This window comes from Aurantimonas sp. DM33-3 (assembly GCF_014334315.1).
In the GTDB taxonomy this organism is placed as follows: Bacteria; Pseudomonadota; Alphaproteobacteria; order Rhizobiales; family Rhizobiaceae; genus Aurantimonas; species Aurantimonas coralicida.
In genome coordinates, this window is sequence record NZ_JACSGS010000005.1 from 148,836 (window position 1) to 175,662 (window position 26,827).

A 26,827-nucleotide genomic window follows, 5' to 3' on the forward strand; every position below is an offset into this window, starting at 1 on the left:
ACCGGAGACCGCCTGTCGCCGACAGGGGCGCGGGGCGTTCCGGCAGATAGGGCGGCGGGCGACGGGATGTCGCCGCGCCGGTTGCGTCGAAAGACCTATTCGGCCGCGGCGAGCAGGCTGGCATTGCCGCCGGCCGCTGTCGTGTCGATGCACAGATGCCGTTCGACGACATAGCGGCTCGGGCCGATGATCGCAGTCTCTAGCGGAATGATCGCTCCGGTGCGGGCGGCCAGCGCGTTGCGCAGCGCGCGGGTCCAGTCCGAGCGTCCCGCGGCGGCGACCACGTCGATGCCGTCGAGATGTTCGAGGTCTCCTGGTGCCAGCGTGCCGTCGAACACCGCGAGCGGTGCACCCGCGGTGATCACCGGCCCGGCGAGTGCCGCGGCGCCGGGCGCCACGATGATCGCCGCGCAGCCGGCGGACAGCGCCTGGACGGCCTGCGCAAGGGCGATCTCCGCCGTCGGGCCGAGACAGAGGACGGTGCCCCTCGGATAGAGGCTCAGCCGGTTGCTCTCGCCCGTCGGCCCCGGCAGGGTGAAAGGACCCGGATCGAAGGCCCCGACCGCCGAACAGGCGCGGCGTATGACACCGTCCTTGCCGGACAGCGCCCGGCGCAGCACCGACACGCGGTCGCCGCGGGCCGCCCAGTTGCGGGCGTCGAGCCTGGCGATGGCCTCGGCGATTTTCGCAGCGGGAATCTCCGGCGCTGCGGGTGCCTGCAGGTCCTCGGCGGGCTCGGTGCGGCGGAAGCGGGCGACGTAGAACGGCCCGCCCGCCTTCGGCCCGGTGCCCGACAGGCCTTCGCCGCCGAAGGGCTGCGAGCCGACGATGGCGCCGATCTGGTTGCGGTTCACATAGGTGTTGCCGACCTGGATGCGCTCGACGATCTGCTGCACCCGGTCGTCGATCCGGGTGTGCAGGCCGAAGGTCAGGCCGTAGCCGCGCGCATTGATGGCGTCGACGACCCCGTCGATCTCCCGGGCCTTGAAGGTCGCCACATGCAGCACCGGCCCGAACACCTCTCGTTCGAGGTCGTCGATGCCGCCGACGCTGACCACCGACGGGGCGGCATAGAGGCCGTCCTGCGGCACCGGCAGGGTCTTCAGCACCTGGCCGGCGGCCTTGCGGCTTGCGACATAGCCGGTGATGTCGTCGCGGGCGTCGGCATCGATGACCGGCGACACGTCGGTGTCGATCCGCCACGGATCGCCCACGACGAGGGCGTCCATCGCCCCCTCCAGCATGTGCAGCAGCCGGTCGCGTGCGTCCTCCTGCACATAGAGCATGCGCAGCGCCGAGCAGCGCTGGCCGGCGCTCTGGAACGAGGCGATCAGGATGTCCCGCACCGCCTGTTCGGTAAGCGCCGTGGAATCCACGATCATGGCGTTCAGTCCACCGGTCTCGGCGATCAGCACCGCATCGGGGCCGGCATTGGCGGCCAGCGCCTTGTGGATGATCTGCGCCACTTCGGTGGAGCCGGTGAAGCAGACGCCGGCGATCCGCTTGTCGGAGGTCAGCGGGCCGCCGACATTCGGGCCGTCGCCGGGCAGCAATTGCAGCGCCGCGGCAGGAAGGCCGGCCTCGCGCATCAGTTCGACGGCGCGGGTGGCGATCAGCGGCGTCTGCTCGGCGGGCTTGGCGAGGACCGCGTTGCCGGCGGCCAGCGCCGCGGCGATCTGGCCGGTGAAGATCGCCAGCGGGAAGTTCCACGGGCTGATGCAGACGAAAATGCCGCGCGGCGTGCCGGGCTCCTCGACCTCGAGACGTTCGGCCTCGTCGGCGTAGTAGCGCAGGAAATCGACCGCCTCGCGGATCTCGGCGATGCCGTCGGACAGCGTCTTGCCGGCCTCGCGGGTGGCGATGACGGTCAGCTCGGCGATGTTGGCTTCGTAGAGATCGGCGATGGCGCGCAGGGTCGCCGCGCGCTCGGCCACGGGAACGGCGGACCAGGCGGCAAAGCCCGCCTCGGCGGCGGCGAGCGCCCGGTGGACGTCCTCGACGCTGGCCTCATGCACCGTGCCGACAATACGGCCCGGATCGGCCGGCGAGGTGGCCGTGCGCCCTTCGCCGGAGACCGGGAGATCGTCGGCCAGCATTGGCCGGGCGGTCCAGACCGCGTCGGCAAAGGCCTGCCGGGCCTCGATCAGCGGGGTGATCGAGGCGGGCTCGTTGACCCGGAAGCCCTTCGAGTTCCTCCGTTCGGGCGCGAAGAGTTCGGCGGGTGTGCGGATGGTCGGGTTGGCGATGGCCTCGCCCAGCGCCTCGACCTCGGACAGCGGGTCGCGGGCGATGTCTTCCGGCGCGATGGCCTCGTTGACGATCTGGTTGACGAAGGAGCTGTTGGCGCCGTTCTCCAGGAGCCGGCGCACCAGATAGGCGAGGAGATCGCGATGTGCCCCGACCGGCGCATAGATGCGGCAGCGCGTGTCGTTCTGGCGGTGGACGATGTCGTGCAGCGATTCGCCCATGCCATGCAGGCGCTGGAATTCGAAGCTGTCGCGATCATTGCCGGCCATCTTCAGGATGGCGGCGCAGGTATGGGCGTTGTGGGTGGCGAATTGCGGGTAGATCCGGTCGCGCCGGTCGAGCAGCATCTGGGCGCAGGCCATGTAGCTGAGATCGGTGTTCACCTTGCGGGTGAACACTGGGAAGGTGTGCGTGCCCATCTCCTGGGCGAGCTTGATCTCGGTGTCCCAGTAGGCGCCCTTGACCAGCCGCACCATGATCCGCCGGTCGAGCCGGCGCGCCAGCGTGTCGAGATATTCGATGACCCGCACGGCGCGGCGGCCATAGGCCTGGACGACGACGCCGAAGCCGTCCCAGCCCTTCAGGCTCTCGTCCGCCAGCACCGCCTCCATGATGTCGAGCGACAGGTCCAGCCGGTCCTGCTCCTCCGCGTCGATGTTGAAGCCGATATTGGCCTTCGCCGCCTGCCGGGCGAGTTCCAGCGCTCGCGGCACCAGCGTCGCCATCACCGTGTCGCGATGGGTGGTCTCGTAGCGCGGATGCAGCGCCGACAGCTTGACCGAGATGCCGGGATTGGAGCGCACGTCGCCCTTGGCGGCCTTCGCGATGGAGGCGATCGCGTCGGAATAGGATTTGAGGTAGCGCAGCGCATCGGCCTCGGTCCGGGCCGCCTCGCCGAGCATGTCGTAGGAATAGGTATAGCCCTGGCGCTCGCGCTCGCGGGCATTGCGCATGCCTTCCTCGATGGTCTGGCCGAGCACGAACTGCCGTCCCAGAAGCCGCATGGACTGGGCGACAGCGCGGCGCACGACCGGCTCGCCGACCCGTCGCACGAGACCGCGCAGGGCCGCGGCGGGGCGGCTCGGATCGTCGTCGAGGATCCGCCCGGTCAGCATCAGGGCCCAGGTCGAGGCATTGACCAGCGAGGAGGACGAGTGGCCGAGATGCGCGCCCCAGTCGGAGGGCTCGATCTTGTCCTGGATCAGTTCGTCGACGGTCTCGGCATCGGGCACGCGCAGGAGCGCCTCGGCGAGACACATCAGCCCGACGCCTTCCTCGGTGGACAGGCCGTATTCGGCGAGGAAGCTCTCCATCATGCTGGGCGATGTCTCGCGGCGCACCCGCCGGACGATGTCGGCGCCGGCGGCGCTGATGGCTGCGCGGTCGGCCTCGCTCAGGCTGATCCGGGCGGCCAGATCCTTCACCACGATGGCCTCGTCCTCGCCGTAGCGCTGCCGCACGGCCTGACGGTCACCGGTGCCACGAAGGGCGGCGGTCGTTTCTGGAGTCATGCGTCACCTGGCTTGGCTGACAGACGCGCGCGCAACGAATGCTGGGCAGCGGCGTGAATGGGTTCTGGACGAGACTGCACGACCGCCATAGCGGAAACAAGGGAGGGGCGCACCGCCTGTTGTGCAGTGCGAGATGCAAGGCCTCTATTGGTTCACGGGTTTGCCCGACCCGGCAAAGACGGTAATCTCGTCGCAGGCGGCTGCCGCCGCGACATGACAACGACGTGCCATATCCGATGATCTCCCTCCACACCCCGACGCCGGCGCGCGCCTGCGCTCGCTTGTCTGACGGCCAGCCGACAGGCCGTCGCGATCCGGCAGGCCTGCGCGCAGCCTCCTGCGGTCACGGCGCATGACGGTTCATGGACCGGGCGGATCGCTGGCCGATGTCGAGACCGTCACGGCATGGCTGCTGGATGGCGTGGAGGCCGTTGCCCCCCTCGACACGGCGCTGGCCGATGCTTGCGGCCTGATCGCGGCCAACGCGGTGTCGGCTGCGCACGCCGTGCCGGACCGCGACGAGGCCGCGCTGGATGGCTGGGCGCTGGCCTCCGCCGATCTCGTCGGGGCGTCGTCCTATGCGCCGGCGATGCTGGCCGTGCCGCCGAGCCGGATTGCAGTCGGCGCGCCGATGCCGGAGGGCTGCGACTGCGTCGTGGACGCCGAATGGGTCGAGGCGGACGGCCCCTTCGCGCAGGTGACCTGCGAAGCCATTCCCGGCGAGGGTGTGCGGCGGGCCGGCGACGATATCGCCGCGGGTGCCGGCCTGTTGCAGCCGGGGCAGCGCATTTCGGCGTTCGATATCGCCTGCGCGCGGGCCCTCGGCCTTGCGACCCTGCCCGTCCGTCGGCCGCGCCTGCGGCTCGTTGATCTCTCCTGCGAGGGCATCGGATTGACCGCCGATCTGATCGCCGCACGGGCGGTAGCGGCCGGAGCCGAGACAATACGGATAACGAGCGAGCGCGACGCGGCCTCCATCGCCGCCGCCATGACGGGAGCGGCGGATCTGGTGGTCGTTATCGGCGGTACCGGCGCCGGGCCCGACGACGCAACGCCTGCGGCGCTTGCCCGCGCAGGCGCGCTTCACGCCCACGGGCTCGCGCTTCGCCCCGGCCGGACCGCAGCCGTTGGTCGGATCGGCCCGGTGCCGGTCGTGGCGCTGCCGGGACAGCCGGATCAGGCCATGGCCGTGTGGCTTGCGCTCGGGGAGACGCTGCTGGCGCGCCTTGCCGGTGCCCGTCCGCGGCCGATGGTTGCGCGCCGGCTGACCCACAAGATATCCTCGGCCATCGGCATGATGGAACTCGCTCTCCTGAAACGCTCGGACGATGACTGGACGCCGCTCGCCTGCGGCGCCCTGCCGCTCGCCGAGATGGCCGCCGCCGATGCCTGGTGCCTTGTGCCGGCCTCCAGCGAAGGCCATGCCGCCGGCACCATGCTGTCCGGCTCACTCCTCAACGAGGCGCCATGACCACCGATCCCCGCGACGCGCCTACCGAGACGGCAACGACGGGCCTCGACCAGCAGCAATTCCTGTCGATCCTGTCGCGGGAAGAGGCGTTGCAGCGCTTCGAGGCGGCGCTGTTTCCGCGGCCGCTGCCGCGCGAGACCGTCGCGCTCGCGGACGCGCTGGGGCGCGTCTCGGCGATCGACATCCTGTCGCCCATCGACGTGCCGCCCTTCGACCGCGCGAATGTCGACGGCTTTGCCCTGCGTGCCGCGGATGTCGCGGCGAGCGGGCAGGGCCGGCCGGTGCGGCTGTCCCTGAATGCCGAAACGCTGGCCTGCGGCGTCGCGCCGACCCTGCCGGTCGCACCGGGGACGGCGACGCCGATCGCCACCGGCGGCGTGGTGCCGCGCGGCGCCGACGCGGTCGTGATGGTCGAGCATACCGAACCGGCCGGCGACGGCGGTGTGGAGATCAGGCGTCCGGCGGCGCCGGGCCAGTTCGTCTCCCATGCCGGTTCGGACATGGCCGCCGGCGAATCGCTGCTGCGCGCCGGCACCGTCATGGGCTCGCGCGAGATCGGCATGCTGGCCGCCTGCGGCATCGCCGAAATCCCGGTGACACGCCGGGTCCGCGTCGCGGTGCTGTCGACCGGCGACGAACTGGTGCAGCCGGGCGAACCGCTCAAGCCGGCCTCGGTCTACGACACCAATGGTGCGATCGTCGCGGCGGCGATCAGCGAGAATGGCGGCGACGTGGCGCGTCTTGGCGCCTTTCCCGACGACGAGGCGGGGCTCGAGGCCGTGCTGCGGGCAGCGCTGGCGGACAGTGACATGGTGGTCCTGTCGGGCGGCACCTCCAAGGGGGCCGGCGATGTCAGCCACCGCATCATCGACCGCCTCGGCGCGCCGGGCATCGTCGCCCACGGCGTGGCGCTGAAGCCGGGCAAGCCCTTGTGCCTCGCCGTCTGCGACGGCAAGCCGGTGGTCATCCTGCCGGGTTTTCCGACCTCCGCGATGTTCACTTTCCACGACATGGTCGCGCCGGTCCTGCGCCGCATGGGCGGCCTGCCGCCGCGGACGGAGACGCAGGTGACGGCGCGCGTCCCGCTGCGCATAGCCTCCGAACTCGGCCGCACCGAATTCGCCATGGTCTCGCTGGTCCAGGGCGAGGGCGAGCTGATCGCCTATCCGACCGGCAAGGGCTCGGGTGCGATCACCTCCTTCACCCAGGCCGCTGGCTTCCTGCGCATCGAGGCGCTGGCCGATCATCTGCCGGCCGGGACCGAGGCGTCCGTCACCCTGTTCACGCCGTCGCTGCGCATTCCCGATCTCGTCATCATCGGCAGCCATTGCACCGGGCTCGACCGGGTGCTGGCGCCGCTGGCAGACGAGGGGCGGGCCGTGCGCACGCTCGCCGTCGGCAGTCTGGGCGGGCTCGCGGCGGCCAAGCGCGGCGAATGCGATCTGGCGCCGATCCATCTCTTCGACCCGCGCAGCGACAGCTACAATGAGCCCTTCCTGACCGAGGGGCTGGAGCTCGTGCCCGGCTGGCGGCGCATGCAGGGCATCGTCTTCCGGGAGAGCGATCCGCGCTTTGCCGGCCGCTCGGCGGACGACGCGGTTGCGGCGGCGCTGGCTGATCCGGACTGCCTGATGGTCAACCGCAACCAGGGCGCCGGCACGCGCATCCTGATCGACCGGCTGCTGGGCACGGCACGGCCGGACGGCTACTGGAACCAGCCGAAATCCCACAATGCGGTCGCTGCGGCCGTCGTGCAGGGCCGGGCGGACTGGGGCGTAACCATCGCGCCTGTGGCGAAGGCGGCCGGTCTCGGTTTCCTGCCGTTGGCCGAGGAAGCCTACGATTTCGCGCTGGTGACGGCGCGGCGGGACCGGCCCGCGGTGCAGGCGTTTCTCGCCGCGCTCGCCTCGCCGGCGGCGCGGGACGCGCTGGAGGAAGCCGGCTTCCGGCCGGCCTGACCCTCAGTCGGCGGTCTGCCGCGCCAACGCCTCGGCGTCGGCGAGATCCTCGACCGTATTGGCATTGAAGAACGGATCGACCGGTTCGGCCGGCCAAGAGACGGTCGCCAGCCTGTAGCGCGCGGTCCAGCGGTCGATCTTGCGCAGTTCCTCGCCGACCAGCGCCTCGCGAAGGGCGCCGCGCAGGGCGACCTTCCACAGGCCGATGGGCGGATGGGTGCGCTCGCCCGACGCGGCGACGGCAAGGTCGGCGGCTTCGGCATCGCGTGCGGCACCGAGCCGTGCCACCAGATCGCGCGGCAGGAACGGGCAGTCGCCGGCGACGCTGACAACCCACTCCGCGTCCGGCCGGTGTTCCGCCGTCCAGTCGAGCGCCGCGAGAATGCCGGCGAGGGGGCCGGGATGGCCCTCGACATTGTCCGGCACCACCGGCAGGGCGAAGCCGGAAAACCGGTCCGGATCGCCATTGGCGTTGAGGATCACTCCGTCGCATTGCGGCGCGAAGCGTTCGATCACATGGGCGAGGATCGGTCGGCCGGCGATGGTCCGCATCGGCTTGTCGCCGCCGCCCATGCGCCGGGCAAGGCCACCTGCGAGGATCACGCCGACCGGCGCCGCATTGTCAGTTGTCATGGTCTGCGCCCTTGCGTCTGCTGCGCTTCGGTTCGTCGTCCACCGTCGCGAGATCCTGGTCGAAGACGATGCGCTCGGCACCCGACAGCGCCACGAAGCGCTTGCCCTTGGCCCGGCCGATCAGTGTCAGCCCGACCTGCCGCGCCAGCGCAACGCCCCAGGCGGTGAAGCCCGACCGCGACACCAGGATGGGAATGCCCATCCGCACGGTCTTGATGGTCATTTCCGAGGTCAGGCGGCCGGTCGTGTAGAGGATCTTGTCGGCCGGATCGACCCCGTGGCGGAACATCCAGCCGGCGATCTTGTCGACTGCGTTGTGGCGGCCGACATCCTCCATGTAGCAGAGCGGCCGGCCCTTCACGCAGAGGACGCAGCCATGGATGGCGCCGGCTTCCAGATAGAGCGACGGGGTGGTGTTGATCGTCTTCGCCAGTTCGTAGAGCCACGACGTGTGCAGGCTGGCGGCCGGCAGTTCGATCTCGTCCAGCGCTTCCATCAGGTCGCCGAAGGCCGTGCCCTGCGCGCAGCCCGAGGTCAGGGTCCGCTTCTTCAGCTTCTCCTCGTAATTGGTGCCGCGCTCGGTGCGCACCACCACGACCTCAAGATCGTCGTCATAGTCGAGGCCGGTGACGACATCGTCGGGCTTCAGCATGTTCTGGTTGAGGAGATAGCCGAGCGCCAGATATTCCGGATAGTCGTTGATCGTCATCATCGTGACGATCTCCTGGGCGTTGAGATAGAGCGTCAGCGCCCGCTCGACCGGCACCGAGACCGCCACCTGCGCCCCGGTCTGGTCGAGGCCGGTAACGCGCTCGGTCAGGCGCGGATTGCCGGGCTCCGGCATGATGGTCGCAACGGTCGGCCGATCGTCGGTGTCTGACATGGGGTCCTGTCGATAGGCTGGTGCATGGGCGGCGCATCCGATGGTGTGCGGGCGTCCGGCGTGTCGTGCAAGGGTAGAATGTGATCCGGCGCTCATATAGGGACCGGACCGGTCGCGCGGTCACCGCGGCGGCCGATGCGATGAACGGGTGCGGGGATGGCGCAACTTTCGGACGATTGCTTCGCATTCGGCGGGCCGATGATGACCGTCGACGAGACCGTGTCGCTGATCGCCGCCCGGTTGCAGCCGCTGGCCGGCATCGAGGCCGTGCCGCTGGCCGAGGCCGATGGCCGCATCCTTGCCGCCGATCTCGTCGCGCCGATGCCGCTGCCGCCTTTCGCCAACTCCGCCGTCGACGGCTACGCCATCCGCAGCGCCGATCTGCCGCAGGAGGCTGAGCTCCGCTTCGCCATTGGCGGCCGCGTCCAGGCGGGCTCGCGTTCCGCCGAGGCCGTCCAGCCGGGCGAAGCCGCGCGCATCTTTACCGGCGCGCCGATGCCGGGCGGCGCCGATACCGTCTTCATGCAGGAGGATGTGCGCGTCGAGCCCGACGGGGCGGTGCTGCTGCCTGCCGGCCTGAAGCCGGGGGCCAATATGCGGCCGGCCGGCGAGGATGTGACAACGGGCGCCATTGTGCTGTGCTCGGGGCGCCGGCTGCGGCCGCAGGACATCGCCATGGCTGCGGCGCTGGGGCAGGTGGAGCTGACGGTTCGCCGCCCCGTGCGGGTGGCGATCTTTTCCACAGGCAACGAGATCGTCGCGCCGGGCGCCGAACGCGCCGCGTCGCAGCTCTTCGATTCCAACCGCTTCATGCTGATGGCGATGCTGCGGCGCCTCGGCTGCGCGGTCTCGGACCTCAACATCCTGCCGGACGACCGCGAAGTGATCTCTGCGACCTTGCGCGCGGCGGCAAGGGACCACGATCTGGTCCTGACCTCGGGCGGCGTCTCGACGGGCGAGGCGGATTTCGTCAAGGACGCGGTCGAGGGCACGGGCCGGATGGTGTTCTGGCGTATCGCCATCAAGCCGGGGCGTCCGGTGGCGATGGGGGTGATCGACGGCACGCCGCTGATCGGCCTGCCGGGCAATCCGGTGGCCAGCTTCGTGACCTTTGCCCATGTTGCCCGCCCGGCGATCCTGGCGCTGGCCGGGGCGGAGCCCGAAGCGACGGTGGCAACGCCGGTGCGCGCGGCCTTTGCGTACAGGAAGAAGCTCGGCCGGCGCGAATATGTCCGCGCGAGCCTCCGCTGCGCCGCCGACGGCACGCTGGAGGTGCAGAAGTTCCCGCGCGAGGGGGCGGGCCTCCTGTCCTCGCTGGTCGACACCGACGGCCTGGTCGAACTGGGCGAGGATGTCGTCGCCGTCGCGCCGGGCGAGACGGTCGGTTTCATCCCCTATGCCAGCCTGTTCTGAACCGGCAGGGATTGGGCAATCGGCGGCGGCCCGGAGCGCTGATCACCGGGCTGCCGCTTGCTGAACCGGCCGCCTATTCGAAGACGATCGACGGCGCGCTGACCATCCGGCGTTCCTCGCCGACCCGCTCCCAGGCGGTCCGGGCGATCTCCCGATAGGTCTTCGCGTGCACGCTGTCCGGCTCGGACATGACGATGGGCGTGCCGCCATCCGAGGTCGAGCGGATCTGCATGTCCAGCGGCACTTCGCCGAGGAAGGGCACGCCGATGCGCTCGGCTTCCTTGCGGGCGCCGCCATGGCCGAAGATGTCGTGCCGGCCGCCGCAATCGGGGCAGACGAAATAGCTCATGTTCTCGACGATGCCGAGGATCGGCACGTCCACCTTGCGGAACATGGCGAGGCCCTTGCGGGCGTCGATCAGCGCCAGGTCCTGCGGCGTCGAGACGATGACCGCACCGGCCAGCGGCACGTTCTGCGCCATGGTGAGCTGGGCGTCGCCGGTGCCCGGCGGCATGTCGACGACGAGCACGTCGAGTTCGCCCCATTCGACCTCGCGCAGCATCTGCGTTAGCGCCGAGATGACCATTGGCCCGCGCCAGATCATCGGGGTTTCCTCGTCGACGAGGAAGCCCATCGACATGACCTTCAGGCCGTAGCCTTCCATCGGCCGGATGATCCGGCCCGAGACGTTCTGCGGACGGCCGGAGATGTGCAGGAGCCGCGGCATGGACGGGCCGTAGATGTCGGCGTCCATGATGCCGACCTTCAGGCCGTTCGCCTGCAGGCCGAGGGCGAGATTGACGGAGGTGGTCGACTTGCCGACGCCGCCCTTGCCCGAGGCGACCGCGATGATCGCGCCGATGCCCGGAACGCCGGCCTTCTCGGGCGCTTTGGGAGGCTGCGGTGCGCGTGCAGCCATCGGCGGCGGCACCGAAGCGGCCTGCGCCGGGCTCGGGGCCGGACGGACCGGACGGGCCGAGGATTTGGTCGCTTCAGCGGTCAGCGCGACGGTTGCCTTCTCGACGCCCGGAACGCCGGACGCGGCCTTCTCGGCGGCGGCGCGCAGCGGCTCCAGCTCTTCCGCGCGGTCGGCCGGAATGGTGAGAGAGAAGAACACCTTGCCGTCGGCGACGAAGATGTCGGAGACCAGCCCGAGATCGACGATGTTGCCGGTGAGATCCGGTCCCTTCACCCGCTTGAGCTGCTCCAGGATGTCTGCCTTGTCGATTGCCAAAGGGTCTCTCGCTGCTATGAATTGGGTCCCGCGTCTCTTACGGCAAATGCCGCTCCTGGCCAATCGCGATCCCGGGGCGGATCGGCGCGGACCTCACAGCGCGAACGGAGGCCCGAAGACTTGGAATCCCAGGGAAACCGCAAGCAGCGCCGCGCCGCAGGCACGCCGCCGACGCTCGATCCGGACGCCTTCCTGAAGCTGGCGGACCGCTTCATCGACGTGGCCAACCGCGCCAACCAGAAGGTTCTGGCGACTGACATCCACATGGCGTTTCTCTACGCCGCGGCCCGCTACAACGCCTTTGTCGGCAACAAGGTGCGGGAAGTGGAGGATCACGAGGTCTACATCGAAGAGATGGCGGCCACCTACAAGGAGATGCTCCGCAACCATCTGGCCGATCCGAACCTCTGATTCGCCGCCGGCCTAACCCTGCAGGCGCTGGCGGATCGACACGCGCCGCGCTTGCGGCTGTGGCTGTGCCCGGCTCTCGATTCGCTCGACCGGTTCGGGCTCCGGCACGGCGGCGATCGACACGCCCGTCTCCTCCGTGATCAGCCGCCCGTCGTTGCCGGCAGCCTGCGGGCCCGCTTCGGCGACGGCGGTCTGCGGCTCGGCCCCCAAGTCTTCGTCGACGGCGGCGTCTACGGGCGCATCTGCCGCACTGTCTGCGACCGCGTCCGCGTCGCCCTGATCCTCCGCCTCCGCCGCCACGGAATCCGCTTCGGGCTCGGGCCGGGTCAGGCGGCCGGTCGCCTGTTGGGTGCTCTGCTCCTCGGTGCTCAGGAAGCCGCGTCCGAGCTGCCACAGCGAGGTGTAGCGATTGTGCGCGGGATTGCGGAAATCCTCGTCGTAATCGTTCAGACCGTCGAGATTGGCGAAGACCGGATTGGAGCGCCACAGCTTGCGCAAAGCCTTGCGGCGCAGAAGCTCCGGCACGCCGCGCTTCATGAACAGGCCGAAATCGTCGCCGGCCTTCATGGAATCGATGTCGACCGCTTCCGCCGCGAGCCGGTTCTGCTCCAGCTCCTCGGCCTCGCGGGCAACGGCCTCGGGATCGACGACATCGGGCGTCTGAGCGTCCGCCGCCTCGGCGGCTTCGGCCGCCTCGACCTCGCGCTTGCGGCGCGACCAGCGCGACAGGAAGCTGTCGTTTTCGCCCGTGCCATCAGCCATCGAGATTGCCTCCGGCCGGCTTCTCGCGCTGCAGGAAGATCGGGTCCTTGCCGAATTTGTGGTCCTCGAGATCCAGCTTGTCGCGCTGGCGCTTCTTGAACTCCTCTTCCTGGTGATAGCGGTTCACGAAGTCCTTGAGCGTCTCGGTGATGTCCGGCGGCATCGGGACGCGCTCGACGATGTCCTCGCCGCTGTCGTCGTAATCCTGCGCGAGATAGGGTGAGGCGGTGACGCTGTGGACGAACCACGGCAGCGGGTGGCCATCTTCCGACGGGGAGCGGCGCAGCACGATGAACAGCGCCGGCACCTGGCTGTTGAAATTGTGCACATACGCCTCGGTATCGGCCGCATGGCAGGTGAGCGCATGCACGCCCATGAAATAGCGCGTCCGCTCGTCGTCGCTGAGCATCACGTCGCCGGTGGTCAGGCCGCCGGATGCCGGGGCGATTCCCACCGGGATCCAGTACTCCTTCGCCCAGCGCGAGACGGATCGGCGCCGCTCGGCCAGAACACCCAGCATGATCGTCAGTTCACGGGCCAAATTGGCGCACCTTTCGCAGTCCGCGAGCTCGTTTTTCACCCGCCATAAACAGCGTAACGTGTTATTCCTCATCGACAAAGGGAGAAGTCATGAGAGCGACGAGCCAACGGATTCTGGTCTGCAACTGCGAGAAGACCATGCAGGTGGACGGCAGGGCGATCGGCCGTGCCCTCGGTGGCGTGGACCTGCCGGTTCACACGCATCTGTGCCGCAGCCAGATCGGCACCTTCGAGGGCGCCATGGAGGGCGATGCGCCCGTGGTCGTCGCCTGTACCCAGGAGAGCCCGCTCTTCGCCGAGATCGCCGAGGAGAAGGGGCGCGAGGTTTCCGCCTTCGTCAACATTCGCGAAATGGCCGGATGGACCGCCGACAAGGCGTCGATCGCGCCGAAGATGGCGGCGCTGATCGGCGCGGCCTCGCTGCCGGTGGCGCCGGCGCGCCTGCGGGCCATCGAAAGTGACGGGTTGTGCCTGGTGACCGGCCGGGGGCAGGCGGCCCTGGACGCCGCGACGCTGCTCAACCGCACGCTGTCGGTCACGCTGCTCTTGACCGATGCCGACGACATCCTGCTGCCCGAAGTGCTCGACTTCCCGGTCTTCCGCGGCCGGGTGGTTTCGGCCACCGGCACGCTCGGCGGTTTCGACATCGTCGTCGACGATTACGCCGCCATGCTGCCGTCGTCGCGCGGCGAGCCGCAATTCGCCCTGCCGCGCAATGGCGCAAAATCGTCCTGCAGCGTCCTCTTCGACATGAGCGGCAACGCGCCGCTCTTTGCCCGCCCGACCGGTCGCGACGGCTATTTCCGCGCCGATCCCGCCGATCCGGCGGCGGTCATGCGGAGCGTCTTCGACGCCAGCGGCTACGAGGGCGAGTTCGAGAAGCCGATCTATGTCAGCTACGACGCGTCGATCTGCGCCCATGAGCGGTCGAAGAAGACCGGCTGCACGAAGTGCATCGACAATTGCCCGCCCAGCGCGATCTCGCCCGACGGCGACAACATCCTGATCGACACGGCGATCTGCGGTGGCTGCGGCAATTGCGCCGCCCATTGCCCGACCGGCGCGGTCTCCTACGACTATCCGGCGCGTGCCCAGTCGATCGAACGGGTGCAGACGCTGGCCCGCACCTATCTGGCCGCCGGCGGCGAGGCGCCCGTGCTGATGGTGCATGAGCGCGAGCATGGCGCATCGCTGATCAACGCCATGGCGCGTTTCGGTCGCGGCCTGCCGGCCAACGTCATTCCGCTGGAGATGCATTCGACGACGGCGCTGGGCCACGACCTGATCGTCGCGGCGCTGGCCGCCGGCTTCCGCTCGCTGGCGGTCCTGGTCGATCCGCGCAAATCGGGCGAACTGCACGCGCTGCACGAGGAAATCGCGCTGACCGAGGCGCTGCTCGCCGGGCTCGGCCATGCGCCCGACCGGGTGCGGATCGTCGCCGAGCGCGATCCGGAAATCGTCGAGGCGCTGCTGTATGACCGGCAGGAGGCTGCCGAGATCGCCCGCACGGCGTTCGCGCCGGTCGGCGGCAAGCGCGAGGTGGCGCGCGCCGGCATCGCGATCGCCGCAGCCGCCGGTTCAGGCCCGGCCGACGATCTGATCCGCCTGCCGTCATCGGCGCCCTACGGCAATATTCTCGTCGACAAGGAACGCTGCACGCTCTGCATGGCCTGCGTCTCGGCCTGTCCGGCCGACGCCCTGCGCGACACGCCGGGCAAGCCGGAACTGCGCTTCGTGGAGGCGGCCTGCGTCCAGTGCGGCATCTGTGCCGCGACCTGTCCGGAAATCGCGATCACGCTCGATCCGCGCTACAATCTGGCGCCGACGGTGATGCAGCCGGTGACGCTGAACGAGGACGAACCGGCCGAATGCACCTGTTGCGGCAAGCCCTTCGCCGCGCGCGGCATGCTCGACCGGGTCAGGGAAACGCTCGGCGGCAAGCACTGGATGTTCCAGACCGAGGAGCGGGTGGCGCTTCTGAGCATGTGCGAGAGCTGCCGGCTGGAAGCCCTGGCGGCCGACGGCGGCGACCCCTTCGCCATCGCCCAGCGGCCCAAGGTCCGCACCACCGATGATTATCTGGAAGCCGGCCGACGCGGCCTGACGGTCGACGACTTCCTCACCACCGACTGAGGATCAGTTGCGCTGGTAGCAGAGGGAGCGCGCATCGGCGCGCGACTTCTCGGCGGCTTCGGCGGTGATCAGATCCTGCTGGACCATGACGTCGATGTCGGCGAAGCGCTTGTCCACGCAGGCCGCGACGTCGGGATCGACCCGCAGCGTGCCGAGCTCCTCGCCCCGCTCCTCGACACCGGCCACCCATTCTTCGGTCTGGATGTAGACGAGGAAGGCGAGGGCGGCGAGGGCGATCGCGAAGACCAGCGCCACGAGGCGCATCCAGGGCGAGTTCGCGACGCTGTGTGATGAAGTCGTCATGTCGATTCCTTGATCATTGGACGCCGGAGGTGAGGGGCAGATTGGTCAGAAGGTTCTGGGGCTTCAGCCGGATGAGACCGGTGGGGTTCACCGCCACGCCGAGATAGGCCGGCTTGCCCCGCATGGTCGGCAGGATCCGGTCGTCGTCCTTGAATTCCATGCGGAACAGCGCGGCGATCCGGCCGATGCGGTCCTCGTCGACCGTTTCGCCCTCGTAGAGCCCGTTCAGGGTCTGCGTTGCCTCGGCATCAAGCCCGACATGCCAGGACCAGTGCTGGTCGGTGATCGACTGCATCGCCTGGACCCGCACCGGCAGGTGCAGGAAATGCGCAACCCAGCGCTCGATCACCCGCGCCAGCGCATCCTGCCCCGGCTGGGTGAAGCGGAAATCGAGGGCGAAATTGAACTGGTCGGCCCGGCCCCAATAGGTCTCGCAATTCTCCTCGCTCAGCACGTCGAGCGAGACTTCGCGCATCGGCGTGCCGGCTTCGGCCAGAAGCGAGCCCAGCCCGCCAAGGCCACCGGATTCGGAATACATCTCGACCACTTCGGCGTCGGCGAGCGTCAGCTGGCCGTCGCCCGTCGTCGCCATCTGGTCGCGGAAGAACAGTTCGGCGGCGCGCAGAACGAAGGGGTCGGTTTCCTCGGCCAGAAGCCCGCCGAGGATCAGGTGCACCAGCTGTTCGATGAAGACCGGCGGCACGCGCGGTGCCTCCGGACGGAACAGGGCGAGATAGCCGGCCTCGATGGAACCGTGCCGCAGGAGATGGTCGCGATAGGCCAGCAGCATGCGGTAATTGTCGGCCGTGTCGGCATCGGCGAGCGCCGCCAGATCGGCCTCGGTGACCGTCGCGTCGGGCGTCTCCATCAGCCGCTCGAACAGGCGATGCTCGTTGTCGCAGCTTTCCTCGATCGGGTGGATTTCCGGCCGGGTGTAGTAGGCGCGCAGGAAATCCGGTGTGACCGCGAGCCAGCCATTGTCCAGCTTGTGGGTCAGATGCAGGCCGGCGGATTTCCAGACGACACGGCCCTGTGGCGCGAGGGGTTTCGCAGGCATCTGCATCAGGAATCGGCTCCGCTTGCGGCATCGGTCAGGGGCAGCAGCACCGTGCGCCCATCGGTCTTCAACAGGGCCCCGCCGGCGTCGTCGAGGCCGATCATGGTGCCGGAATGCCGGACGCCGCCGAGGACGATGTCCACGGTCTCGCCCATCGCATCGGCGCGGGACGTCCAGCTCTGATGCGCGGCACGGAACCCGTCATGGGTCCATCCGTCGATCCACGACAGGAAATGCCGCGCCACCGCCTCGACGATGAGGGTGCGGTCGAGTTCGCCGCAGCCTTCTTCCATCAGGGCGGTCGCGGCCAGATCGTGGCCCGGCTCGGCAGGGCCGTTCCGCGACGCCTCGATGGTCAGCGCGTAGCCGACGACCATGTGGTCGGGGATCCCGTCTGGATCGCGCGGTTCTGGAACATGCAGGCGCGCGGCGCCGACGGTCGCGCCATTGGCCAGGATCGTGCCGGGCCAGCGGAAGGTCAGCGCCAGATTCGGCGGTCCGATGCCGCCCAGCGCGTCGCCGATCGCCACCATCAGGAGCGGCAGCATCTGCGCGGCCTTGGCGAGCGCGACGTCCGGCTCCAGGATCAGCGCGGCCGCCGCACAGTCCGTGTCGCGGCTCCAGAACAGATCGCCCGCGCCATGGGATTGCGCGCGCGCGGCATCGATCGCCGCCGCGAAGGGGTCGACGCCCGCAGCCACCGGGTGGCCGGTGAAGGCGGGGGGGAATTCAGGGTCCGCCAGGGGCGCGATGTCGATCTGGCTGAGCGTCACGGCAGCTGGATTTCACCCTCAACGACATGGTCCAACGGCTCACCCTCGGCGGTCAGATGCATGCGCACCTTCAAGGGGCCCGAGCCGGCCTTGCCGGAGTGCACCAGTTCCTCGATCTCGCGCTGCGAGGTCACGCCGACCTGCTTGAGAAACTTGCGCAGTGACATGTTGAAGGCTTCTTCGCTCATCGGTCCTGTTCCTTGCTGTCGCGGTGCCGCCGGCGGCGCTCCGCGTGATGATCGGTCTCTCACCGGGCGTGTGAAGGCACCGTGCCGCCGCGTCCCGCGACGCGTGCGTGCGCGGTCGATCGGGCCTATTGCAGCCGGACGTTCTCGGTCGAATAGGCTTCGCTGGCCGATTGTTCCAGCTCGGTGTTGAGCAGGAGGCCGACGCCCAGCCCGATGAGCAGCACGATGGCCACGCTTAGCAGGAATGCCTTCATTGTGGTGTGGTCTCCCCCGGTTCTGGTGCCGGTCGCCCGCTCGGCGGCGGCGTTTCGGCGTCGGTTGCGGTCGCCCGCTTCAGATAGGCGATCAGCGCATCGCGCCGTTCGACGCTCTTCAGCCGCTGCACCGGCATCTTCGTGCCCGGCGTGACGACGTCGGGTCCATGGTCGAACAGCTGTGATACCGTGTCCTCGGTCCAGACGATATCCGATTCCGTCAACGCTTCCGAATAGGCATAGCCTTCGACGGTGCCGGCCTTGCGTCCGAACAGGCCGAACAGCGTCGGCCCGGCGCGGTTGCCGTCATCCGGCGTCAGCGTATGGCAGACCGAGCATTTGCGCAGAAACTCGCTTTCGCCGGGATCGTCCGTGCCATGCGCCTGGAACCGCCGCGGATAGACCGACTGGATCGCCTCCATGCGCTGGCGCGGCGAGACCTGCCAGAGGATGGCGAAATCGTCGAGCCCGACCCGGTAGAGCTCCTTGCCGTCCGGCGTGAAGGACAGGCCCCAGACCGGGCCGTAGACGTCGCCATATTCCTCGACCAGCGTGCCGGTCTCGATGTCGAAGACCCGGATGCGCCCGTCGGCGCTGCCGGTCGCGAACCATCCGGCCCGCGGTGACGCGGCGATCGACAGCACCGGGTTCTCCTTGGCAGCCAGTTCCACGGTTTCCAGCGTCGGCAGGTCGACGAGACCGGTCACGCCGTTCTGGCTGCCGAAGGCGAGCAGGGTACCTCCGGGCAGGGGGGTGATGACGTTGACGCCCCAGCCATGGGTGTAGAGCACCCGCGACGAACCGGCGATGCGGCCGTCTTCGAGCGGCCATGCGCGGATCGCGCCGTCATAGCCGGCGGTGAACAATTGCCGTCCGTCCAGCGCAAAGGCGACCGCGTTGACATTGCCCTGATGGCCTTCGGCGCGCGCGATCTCGCGGCCCTCCGCAATGTCGAAGATCCGCGCCGTGCCATCCCAGCGCGCGGCGGCGGCGAAGCGGCCGTCCGGGCTGACGGCGACGTCGAGCACCTTGACCGGCGTATCGGTGATCCGCTGTTCGAGCTCGCCGATCGCAAGATCCCAGATGGCGAAGGAGCCGTCGTCGGAGACCGAGACCGCCTTGTCCGTGCCGGGGACGAAGGCGACGTCGTTGACCGCCGCATCGTGGCCGGCGAGCCGGGCGGCGACGGTGCCGTCCGGGCCGGTCATGTCCCAGAGAATGATCGAATAGTCGAAAGAGGCGGTCAGCGCGCGCGTGCCGTCGTCGGACAGCGCGACCGCCTTCACCGGGCCGCCGTGCCCGATCAGCCGCTCCGGCAGCGCGTCCGCGCCGGCCGGGTTCGACAGCATCGCGAGGATGGCCGCGGCGGCAACCGCCGCCAGTCTCAAAGCGGGGCGCATGATCGCGTCACGCCGGCCGCTATTCCGCAGGTGCGGGATGCGCCCCGGCCTCGGGGCGGCCGTCCTTCTTCAGGACCTCGTCCACCCAGAGCGCATGATGCTCGCGCGCCCAGTTCAGGTCGACGTCGCCGCTGCCCATGGCATCGAAGGCGCCTTCCATGCCGATCGTGCCGATATAGATGTGGCCGAAGATCACGCAGACCATGAACACCGCCATGACGGCGTGCCAGATGGTGTTGAACTGCTGCTCCTGGATCACCGAATAGGGCGGCTGCGGCAGGCCGAGCCAGGCCGGCACGTCGAGGCCGATGCCGGCAAGGGCGGTGAAGGTGTCGCCGAAGAAGCCGTGCTCGAACGGGAACAGCAGGGCCCAGCCCGAGACGCTGAGCGACAGGCCGCCGATCATCACCAGCCAGAAGATGACCTTCTGTCCGGCGTTGAACTTCCAGGCCGGCGGATGCGCGCCCTTGGAGAAGAAGCCGCCACCCTTCATCAGCCAGACGAAGTCGGCGCGCGAGGGAAGGTTGTGGACGATCCACAGGACGAAGGCGACCACCAGCCCCGCCATGAAGGCGAAGGCGACGTAGTTGTGCGACATCTTTAGGAAGCCGGACATCGGGCCGAAGAGCTCCTTGCCGATCAGCGGCATGATCAGCTCGCGGCCATAGGAGATGTTCAGCCCGCTGATGGCGAGGATGATGAAGGACAGCGCCATCACCCAATGGGCGGTGCGCTCGATCAGGCCGAAGCGCTTGATGGTCACGCCGGCTAGGCCGTGCTGGACGCGGATGCGGCCGCGAACGGCGAAGAAGACGGCGAGCAGGACCAGCATGCCGATCATCGCCAGTCCGAGATAGTCGAACATCGGGCCGTTGCGCAGGAGGCGCCAGGATTCGCCCTCGGACTGCACCAGCACCGAGGCCTTCTTGTCGGGGATCGAGACGCCCCCAGAAATGCCCTGGCGCACCGACCTCCAGATTTCGGCGTCGGAGGTGGTGCCGAGCGCGTCGCCCGGGACGGCGCCGCCGGTCGGCGAGGCGTTGTCCGGCGGCCGGACCGAGCTCTGGGCCTGGCCGGTGCCGGCTGCGGCGAACAGCATCAGGACGGCGATGGCGAGGACCGGCACGAGAGCTGCGAGACGCCGTAGCGGGGCGGAGCGTGACAAGACAGCGAGAGACGCTCTGAGGCTAGGCATGTCCTCTATCCCCGTTCGGGTGAAAGATGCGGCGGGAATGGGCAACGCGGAGCGCCACCGGTCATGGTCGGGCGGCGGACGGCCGGAGCCGTCCGCCAAAAGTGCATATGCGGCTGGGTCAGCCGCCCAGCTTCTGGTCGTAGGCGGTGCCCCAGCCCCAGGCGCCGGCGCCGAAGCCGCGGGCCACGACACGCTCGCGGTAGATCGACGACACCGTGTCGCCGTCGCCGGCGAGAAGCGCCTTGGTCGAGCACATCTCGGCGCACAGCGGCAGCTTGCCCTCGGCCAGACGGTTGCGACCGTATTTCTGGAACTCCACCGCCGAATTGTCCTCTTCCGGACCGCCGGCGCAGAAGGTGCACTTGTCCATCTTGCCGCGCGAACCGAAATTCGACGCCTGCGGATATTGCGGCGCGCCGAAGGGGCAGGCGTAGAAGCAATAGCCGCAGCCGATGCACAGGTCCTTGGAGTGGAGAACCACGCCGTCGGAGGTCTGGTAGAAGCAGTCCACCGGGCAGACCGCCATGCAGGGCGCGTCGGAGCAGTGCATGCAGGCGACCGAGATCGACCGCTCGCCCGGCTTGCCGTCATTGATGGTGACGACGCGCCGGCGGTTCACGCCCCACGGAACCTCGTGCTCGTTCTTGCAGGCGGTCACGCAGGCGTTGCATTCGATGCAGCGCTCGGCGTCGCAGAGGAACTTCATTCGTGCCATTGGTCTGATCCTCCCTTACGCCCGTTCGATCCGGCAGAGCGTGGTCTTGGTTTCCTGCATCTGCGTCACCGAATCGTAGCCGTATGTCTGTGCCGTGTTGCAGGCTTCGCCGAGCACGTAAGGGTCGGCGCCATCGGGATATTTCCCGCGCAGATCGTTGCCCTGGAAATAGCCGCCGAAGTGGAAGGGCGTGAACACCACGCCGCGACCGACGCGTTCGGTGACCATCGCCATGATCCGGATCTTGCCGCCTTCCGGGCTGTGCAGCCACACCGTGTCGCGGTCGCGAAGACCGAGATCGTTGGCGTCCGACGGGTTGATCTCGACGAACATGTCCTGCTGCAGCTCGGCGAGCCACGGATTGGAGCGGGTCTCGTCGCCGCCGCCCTCGTATTCCACCAGACGCCCCGACGTCATGATCATCGGGAAGTCCTTGGAATAGTCGTTCTTCTGGATCGAGGCGTAGGCCGTCGGCACGCGCCAGAAGGTCTTGTCCTCATAGGTCGGATAATCCGTCACCAGATCGCGGCGCGGCGTGTAGAGCGGCTCGCGATGGATCGGCACCGGATCGGGGAAGGTCCAGACCACGGCGCGTGCCTTGGCGTTGCCGTAGGGAGCGCAGCCATGGGCGATCGCCACGCGCTGGATGCCGCCCGACAGGTCGGTCTTCCAGTTCACGCCGCCGACCTTCTCGTCGTAGTCGGAATCGATCTCGCCGGTCTGCGACTGCTCGCCGACATCGTCGCCCTGGCTCGGACGCTGGTCGGCAAAGCCGGCCACATAATCGATGTAGCGGCGCTCGTAGGGCGTCAGGTCCTTGTCCCAGCCGAGCTCCTTGAGCATGGCGAAGGTGAACTCGGGATAGCCGTCCTCGATCTCCGAGCCGACCGGCCAGGAGCCTTCGGCCAGGAGGTTGTCGCCGTCACGCTCGACGCCGAAGCGGGCGCGGAAGCCCATGCCGCCCTGCGCCACCGGGATCGAGGTGTCGTAGAGATTGGCCGAGCCGCTGTGCTTCATCTCGGCGGTGCCCCAGCACGGCCAGGGCATGCCGTAGAACTCGCCGTCATGCGCGCCGCCGACGCCGCGAAGCGTGGTGCGGTCAAACGTGTGCTGGTTCTGCATGTGGGACTTCAGGCGCTCCGGCGACTGGCCGGTATAGCCGATCGTCCACATGCCGCGGTTGAACTCGCGGGTGATGTCCTCGACGACCGGCTCGCCGTCCTTGACCTCGATGTTGCGGAACATGCGGTCCGCGAAGCCGAACTTCTCGGCGAATTTGTGCATGATCGTGTGGTCGGGCAGGGACTCGAACAGCGGCTCGACCACCTTCTCGCGCCACTGCAGCGACCGGTTCGATGCGGTCACCGAGCCGGAGGTCTCGAACTGCGTGGAGGCCGGCAGCAGATAGACGCCGTCGGTGCGGTCCTGCAGGACGGCGGTCATGGTCGGATACGGGTCGATGACGACCAGCATCTCCAGCATGCCCATCGCCTTCTGCATTTCCGGCAAGCGGGTCTGCGAGTTCGGCGCATGGCCCCAGAACACCATGACCTTGGTGTTGTCCGGCTGCTCGAGGTTTTCCCTCGCCTCGAGAACGCCGTCGATCCAGCGCGAGACCGGGATACCGGTCTCGTTCATCATCAGGCGGTCCTTGCCCTCGTCGCCGGCGCCCGGCATCACGGCGAAGCGGCCCTTGAGCCAGTCGAGTTCCTCTTCCCAGACCCGGGCCCAGTGCGCCCAGGAGCCGGCGGTCAGGCCGTAATAGCCCGGCAGCGTGTCGGCGAGGACGCCCAGATCGGTCGCGCCCTGCACGTTGTCATGGCCGCGGAAGATGTTGGTGCCGCCGCCGGCCTTGCCCATGTTGCCGAGGGCGAGCTGCAGGATGCAGTAGGCGCGGGTGTTGTTGTTGCCGTTGGTGTGCTGGGTGCCGCCCATGCACCAGATCAGCGTCGCCGGACGGCTCTCGGCCATGGTCCGTGCGACGCGCTGGAGCTGCGAGCCCGGAACGCCGGTGACCCGCTCGACCTCCTCGGGCGTCCAGCGCGCGACCTCGGTACGGATCTGGTCCATGCCCCAGACGCGGCTGTTGATGAATTCCTTGTCCTCCCAGCCATTCTCGAAGATGTGGTAGAGAATGCCCCAGATCAGCGCGACGTCGGTGCCCGGCCGGAACCGCACATACTCGTCGGCATGGGCCGCGGTGCGCGTGAAGCGCGGGTCGCAGACGATCAGCGGGGCGTTGTTCTCTTCCTTGGCCTTCAGGAGATGCAGCAGCGAGACCGGATGCGCCTCGGCCGGGTTGCCGCCGATCAGGAAGATCGCCCGGGAATTGTGGATGTCGTTGTAGGAGTTGGTCATCGCGCCGTAGCCCCAGGTGTTGGCAACACCTGCGACCGTGGTGGAGTGACAGATTCGGGCCTGATGGTCGATGTTGTTCGTGCCCCAATAGGCGGCGAACTTGCGGATCAGATAGGACTGCTCGTTGGAATGCTTGGCCGAGCCGAGCCAGTAGACGGAATCGGGACCGGCGGCCTCGCGGACCTCCAGCATCTTGTCGCCGATCTCGTTGATCGCCTCGTCCCAGCTGATGCGCTGCCATTTTCCGCCGACGAGCTTCATCGGGTATTTCAGGCGGCGTTCGCCATGGGCGTGCTCGCGCACCGAGGCGCCCTTGGCGCAGTGGGCACCGAGATTGAACGGGGAATCGAAGCCCGGCTCCTGGCCGACCCAGACGCCGTTCGACACTTCCGCCAGCACCGTGCAGCCGACCGAGCAATGGGTGCAGACCGACTTGCGAATTTCCATCTCGCCAGTCGCGGTCTCGCCCGCGGCCTCGGCGCGGCGCACCATGCCGCCGGACAGCGTCGCCACGGCGGCGGCGCCGCCGATGGTCAGGCCCGAGCGCTTCAGGAAGGTCCGGCGATCAACCGCGGCCGTCCCCAGCTCCGACAGCGCCGACGCCATCCGGTTGCTCCGCGCCGCGCCGTTTGCCTTTTTCCTGAGCATATCTGCCTCCGATCCTTGATGTGCGGCCGCCCGCGATCCGTTTGACTGGCGGGTGGGTTAGAACCGTGCCGACTTGTAGAATGTCCTGACATGATCGGTTTCGCGGTAGCCCGCGCCCGTCGTGTCGTCCTCGGTGATCGCCGCTTCGGCGGGCGCGCCGGTGACCAGCGCGGCGCCGCCGGCAACGCCGCCCAGCCCTGCGAACTTCAGGAAAGCCCGGCGATCGGCCTGGGTGCCGCCCTTCGTTCCCGTGCTCTTGTCGCTCATCTCGTTTCTCCGTGGTCGAAGGGCCGTGCCCTGGTCTCGTTCCTTTTGCGGGGTGCCGCCGTCCCCGCGGGTTGGGCGGCTACATGTCGAAGCCCGATTCCTCGATGGCCATGAACTGCCGGCCGATCGTGCCGACCGGGCGGTAGAGCCGCGCCGTGCGGTTGGTCTCCAGATCCGCAAAGAAATGCCCGGCCCAGGAGCCGACATGCTTGCGGAAGAAATCCTTCTGGACGGCAAGCGGCTGGATCTGCCCGAAGCTGCCCTCGATCAGCCCGGCCATCATCTCCATCAGCGCGCCGGCGTGATCCTCGGGATCGCGGCTGTCCTCGGAGCGGGCGATGCCCAGCGGCACCATGTCGGAGCGCAGCCGCGCCAGCGGCTTTTCGTTGAGAAATCCGGTCAGGTAGTAGGAGCCGTAGGGCACGAGCTCGCCGCGCCCGACACCGATGAACAGCTCCTGATATTCCTCGCGGGCCGCGGCGAGCGAAATCGCGCGCGCCTCGCCGGCGAGATCGCCGATGCCCCGGCCGAGCGGGCTGTCATCGCCGGACAGGCCCTGCAGCATCGCCAGCAACGCCTCGTCGGCCGGACGCGCCAGAAGGCGCGCAAGCAACCTGTAGAGGTTGGCGCGCAAGGCCTCGGCCTCGGCCGGTTCCGTCGTTACAGCGAGATTGTGGTTCTGCAAGGCTGTTCTCCCACTCCAGTAGAGCAACAAATCGTCCGATTCACAACGGTTTTCTGGCCCTGCGGCAATGTCGCCGAGCGGCTTGCTTAAACATGACTGTTTCACTCATGTTTATATACTCTGCGTTGCGTACGACTTCCCGGGGCACGTCTCGCAACTGCGTTCGAATACAACGCAGATGCGGTAACGATTGCTTAAGCTGGACGAAAAGGGCGTTCCCGGGCATAATCTCCCACGACGACGCAAGCAGGCGGACGAAACAGGAGAAAATGCAGGATTTCGCGTACCCATTTGCACTGGCAGGTCATCTGATCCTGTCCGGTGATCCGGAATTGCTGGCCATCGTCCTGCTCTCGCTCAGGGTGTCCCTGACCGCTGTTCTGATCGCCGCGGCGGTCGGAATGCCGCTCGGTGCGCTCCTCGCCGTCGGCCGTTTCCCGCTCCGACGCGTCGCCATCGTGCTGTTGAACGCCCTGATGGGGCTGCCGCCGGTCGTGGTCGGCCTGCTGGTCTATCTGATGCTGTCCAATGCCGGACCGCTGGGCGTGCTGCAGCTGCTCTACACGCCCACCGCGATGATCATCGCGCAGGTTGTCCTGGTGGTGCCGATCATCGCCGCTTTGACCCGCCAGGTGGTCGAGGATCTCGACGCCGAATATTCCGAGCAGCTCCGCTCCTTCGGCGTCTCGCGTCTCGCGGCGGTGCCGACGCTGCTCTGGGACGGGCGGCACAGCCTCGTCACCGCGCTGCTGGCCGGTTTCGGCCGGGCCATCGCGGAAGTCGGCGCGGTGATCATCGTCGGCGGCAACATCAACCACGTGACCCGGGTGATGACGACGGCGGTGGCGCTGGAAACCTCGAAGGGCAATCTCTCGCTGGCCCTCGCCCTCGGCGCGATCCTGCTGATCATCGCCATCGCCATCAACGCGTCGGTCGGGCTCATCGGCGCCGGCCGCCCGCAGGCCGCCCATGCGTGACGATATCGCCCTTGAGCGGAGCGACGCCGACCTGTCACCGGTCCAAGCGCTCCCGGCCGCCGGCACGACCCAGGCCTCGGTCCTGCCGCTGCAGGCCGAGAACCTTGTGTTCCGGGCCGGCGGGCGGACACTCTTGGACGTTGCCGGACTGACCATTGCTGCCGGCGGTCCGACCCTGATTCTCGGGCCGAACGGCGCCGGCAAGAGCCTGCTCCTGCGGTTGCTGCACGGGCTGATCACGCCGGCCTCCGGGCAGTTGCGCTACAATGGCCAGGGTCTCGACAAGGCCGTGCGCCGGCGTCAGGCCATGGTGTTCCAGCGGCCGGTGCTGCTGCGCCGCTCCGTCGCCGCCAATGTCGACTACGCGCTGAAGGTCCATGGCATGCCACGCATCGCGCGCCTCGAACGCGTCGCCGCGCTCCTGGCCATGGGCGATCTGGCGGCCCGCGCAAACCAGCCGGCGCGCACCCTTTCGGGCGGCGAGCAGCAGCGTCTGGCGGTGGTCCGTGCGATCTCGACCGCGCCCGACATCCTGTTCATGGACGAGCCGACATCGAGCCTCGATCCGGGGGCGACCCAGGCGATCGAGAGCCTGCTGCGCCGCGTCGCGGCGGCCGGCACCAAGATCGTCATGGTCACCCACGACATCGGCCAGGCGCGGCGTCTGGCCGCCGAGATCGTGTTCGTTCACGGCGGCCGCATCGTCGAGCAGACGCCGGTCGACCGGTTTTTCGATGAGCCTGTTTCACAGCCGGCGCGGCAGTTTCTCGCCGGTGGGCTGGTTCTGTAACGCCGTTCGCGGCGAAGGAGG

General features: G+C 68.5%; 24 protein-coding genes. 7 read left to right on the forward strand and 17 right to left on the reverse strand.

Annotated elements, in window-relative coordinates:
* Positions 1–95: 95 nt before the first annotated feature.
* Positions 96–3,758, reverse strand: a complete 3,663-nt coding sequence (gene putA, locus H9Q09_RS09175) for a bifunctional proline dehydrogenase/L-glutamate gamma-semialdehyde dehydrogenase PutA (protein WP_187390794.1) — start codon at positions 3,756–3,758, stop codon at positions 96–98.
* A 352-nt stretch (positions 3,759–4,110) separates the two neighbouring features.
* Between putA and H9Q09_RS09180 the strand changes: the two genes are divergently transcribed.
* Both H9Q09_RS09180 and H9Q09_RS09185 read left to right on the forward strand, forming a co-directional pair.
* Complete coding sequence (locus tag H9Q09_RS09180) at positions 4,111–5,229, forward strand: molybdopterin-binding protein (RefSeq protein WP_187390795.1); 1,119 nt, start codon at positions 4,111–4,113, stop codon at positions 5,227–5,229.
* Positions 5,226–7,187: a molybdopterin biosynthesis protein gene (locus tag H9Q09_RS09185; protein ID WP_187390796.1), complete on the forward strand. Its 1,962-nt coding sequence runs from the start codon at positions 5,226–5,228 to the stop codon at positions 7,185–7,187. Before H9Q09_RS09180 ends, H9Q09_RS09185 begins: the two co-directional genes overlap by 4 nt.
* A 3-nt stretch (positions 7,188–7,190) precedes the next feature.
* On the opposite strand, the gene mobA is transcribed toward H9Q09_RS09185, so the two are convergent.
* Both mobA and H9Q09_RS09195 read right to left on the reverse strand, forming a co-directional pair.
* A complete protein-coding gene (mobA, locus tag H9Q09_RS09190; protein WP_187390797.1) occupies positions 7,191–7,820 on the reverse strand; it encodes a molybdenum cofactor guanylyltransferase MobA in 630 nt (209 codons plus the stop codon).
* Positions 7,810–8,703, reverse strand: a complete 894-nt coding sequence (locus H9Q09_RS09195; RefSeq protein ID WP_187390798.1) for a formate dehydrogenase accessory sulfurtransferase FdhD — start codon at positions 8,701–8,703, stop codon at positions 7,810–7,812. The genes mobA and H9Q09_RS09195 overlap by 11 nt, the downstream gene beginning before the upstream one ends.
* Before the next feature lie 156 nt (positions 8,704–8,859).
* Between H9Q09_RS09195 and glp the strand changes: the two genes are divergently transcribed.
* Complete coding sequence (gene glp / locus H9Q09_RS09200) at positions 8,860–10,116, forward strand: gephyrin-like molybdotransferase Glp (RefSeq protein WP_187390799.1); 1,257 nt, start codon at positions 8,860–8,862, stop codon at positions 10,114–10,116.
* 73 nt (positions 10,117–10,189) lie between these two features.
* Here the strand turns inward: glp and H9Q09_RS09205 are convergent, their stop codons facing one another.
* Entirely contained in the window at positions 10,190–11,350 is a 1,161-nt protein-coding gene (locus H9Q09_RS09205; protein ID WP_024350235.1) for an Mrp/NBP35 family ATP-binding protein, read from the reverse strand.
* A 120-nt stretch (positions 11,351–11,470) separates the two neighbouring features.
* Between H9Q09_RS09205 and H9Q09_RS09210 the strand changes: the two genes are divergently transcribed.
* Entirely contained in the window at positions 11,471–11,761 is a 291-nt protein-coding gene (locus tag H9Q09_RS09210; protein ID WP_024350236.1) for a DUF3144 domain-containing protein, read from the forward strand.
* 12 nt (positions 11,762–11,773) lie between these two features.
* Here the strand turns inward: H9Q09_RS09210 and H9Q09_RS09215 are convergent, their stop codons facing one another.
* Both H9Q09_RS09215 and H9Q09_RS09220 read right to left on the reverse strand, forming a co-directional pair.
* The gene (locus H9Q09_RS09215) at positions 11,774–12,523 is read right to left on the reverse strand and encodes a DUF3306 domain-containing protein (RefSeq protein WP_051141561.1); all 750 of its coding nucleotides are present in this window, start codon (positions 12,521–12,523) and stop codon (positions 11,774–11,776) included.
* Positions 12,516–13,064, reverse strand: coding sequence for a DUF3305 domain-containing protein (locus tag H9Q09_RS09220; RefSeq protein ID WP_024350238.1), 549 nt, complete (start codon positions 13,062–13,064; stop codon positions 12,516–12,518). Before H9Q09_RS09220 ends, H9Q09_RS09215 begins: the two co-directional genes overlap by 8 nt.
* Positions 13,065–13,153: 89 nt before the next feature.
* Here H9Q09_RS09220 and H9Q09_RS09225 point away from each other — a divergent pair, with 89 nt between their 5' ends.
* Positions 13,154–15,196, forward strand: a complete 2,043-nt coding sequence (locus H9Q09_RS09225; RefSeq protein ID WP_024350239.1) for a 4Fe-4S binding protein — start codon at positions 13,154–13,156, stop codon at positions 15,194–15,196.
* Between the two features lie 3 nt (positions 15,197–15,199).
* Here H9Q09_RS09225 and H9Q09_RS09230 read toward each other — a convergent pair whose 3' ends face one another.
* The 11 genes from H9Q09_RS09230 to H9Q09_RS09275 form a co-directional block, all read right to left on the reverse strand.
* Complete coding sequence (locus H9Q09_RS09230; RefSeq protein ID WP_155898444.1) at positions 15,200–15,499, reverse strand: hypothetical protein; 300 nt, start codon at positions 15,497–15,499, stop codon at positions 15,200–15,202.
* 13 nt (positions 15,500–15,512) lie between these two features.
* Entirely contained in the window at positions 15,513–16,562 is a 1,050-nt protein-coding gene (locus H9Q09_RS09235) for a DUF6352 family protein (protein ID WP_187390800.1), read from the reverse strand.
* Positions 16,562–17,329: a biotin/lipoate--protein ligase family protein gene (locus tag H9Q09_RS09240; protein ID WP_024350242.1), complete on the reverse strand. Its 768-nt coding sequence runs from the start codon at positions 17,327–17,329 to the stop codon at positions 16,562–16,564. Before H9Q09_RS09240 ends, H9Q09_RS09235 begins: the two co-directional genes overlap by 1 nt.
* Positions 17,326–17,517, reverse strand: coding sequence for a DUF6494 family protein (locus tag H9Q09_RS09245; protein ID WP_187390801.1), 192 nt, complete (start codon positions 17,515–17,517; stop codon positions 17,326–17,328). Before H9Q09_RS09245 ends, H9Q09_RS09240 begins: the two co-directional genes overlap by 4 nt.
* 125 nt (positions 17,518–17,642) lie before the next feature.
* Positions 17,643–17,771, reverse strand: coding sequence for a hypothetical protein (locus tag H9Q09_RS22665; protein ID WP_280137472.1), 129 nt, complete (start codon positions 17,769–17,771; stop codon positions 17,643–17,645).
* Positions 17,768–19,171 (reverse strand): c-type cytochrome, encoded by a 1,404-nt coding sequence (locus H9Q09_RS09250; RefSeq protein WP_246716075.1) that lies wholly within the window; start codon positions 19,169–19,171, stop codon positions 17,768–17,770. The genes H9Q09_RS22665 and H9Q09_RS09250 overlap by 4 nt, the downstream gene beginning before the upstream one ends.
* A 19-nt stretch (positions 19,172–19,190) precedes the next feature.
* Positions 19,191–20,366 (reverse strand): formate dehydrogenase subunit gamma, encoded by a 1,176-nt coding sequence (locus H9Q09_RS09255; RefSeq protein WP_246716076.1) that lies wholly within the window; start codon positions 20,364–20,366, stop codon positions 19,191–19,193.
* A 118-nt stretch (positions 20,367–20,484) separates the two neighbouring features.
* Entirely contained in the window at positions 20,485–21,081 is a 597-nt protein-coding gene (fdh3B, locus tag H9Q09_RS09260) for a formate dehydrogenase FDH3 subunit beta (protein ID WP_009210417.1), read from the reverse strand.
* A gap of 15 nt (positions 21,082–21,096) precedes the next feature.
* Positions 21,097–24,045 carry a formate dehydrogenase subunit alpha gene (locus H9Q09_RS09265; protein ID WP_244495409.1) on the reverse strand — a complete coding sequence of 983 codons (2,949 nt, stop codon included), beginning with the start codon at positions 24,043–24,045 and terminating at the stop codon, positions 21,097–21,099.
* A 99-nt stretch (positions 24,046–24,144) separates the two neighbouring features.
* Positions 24,145–24,354, reverse strand: a complete 210-nt coding sequence (locus H9Q09_RS09270) for a twin-arginine translocation signal domain-containing protein (protein WP_024350246.1) — start codon at positions 24,352–24,354, stop codon at positions 24,145–24,147.
* Positions 24,355–24,433: 79 nt separating this feature from the next.
* Complete coding sequence (locus H9Q09_RS09275) at positions 24,434–25,039, reverse strand: molecular chaperone TorD family protein (RefSeq protein WP_029702982.1); 606 nt, start codon at positions 25,037–25,039, stop codon at positions 24,434–24,436.
* Between the two features lie 269 nt (positions 25,040–25,308).
* Between H9Q09_RS09275 and H9Q09_RS09280 the strand changes: the two genes are divergently transcribed.
* Together H9Q09_RS09280 and H9Q09_RS09285 are read left to right on the forward strand one after the other, a co-directional pair.
* Positions 25,309–26,016, forward strand: coding sequence for an ABC transporter permease (locus H9Q09_RS09280; protein WP_187390802.1), 708 nt, complete (start codon positions 25,309–25,311; stop codon positions 26,014–26,016).
* Complete coding sequence (locus H9Q09_RS09285) at positions 26,009–26,806, forward strand: ATP-binding cassette domain-containing protein (RefSeq protein WP_210315285.1); 798 nt, start codon at positions 26,009–26,011, stop codon at positions 26,804–26,806. The genes H9Q09_RS09280 and H9Q09_RS09285 overlap by 8 nt, the downstream gene beginning before the upstream one ends.
* The last annotated feature ends 21 nt before the right edge of the window (positions 26,807–26,827 follow it).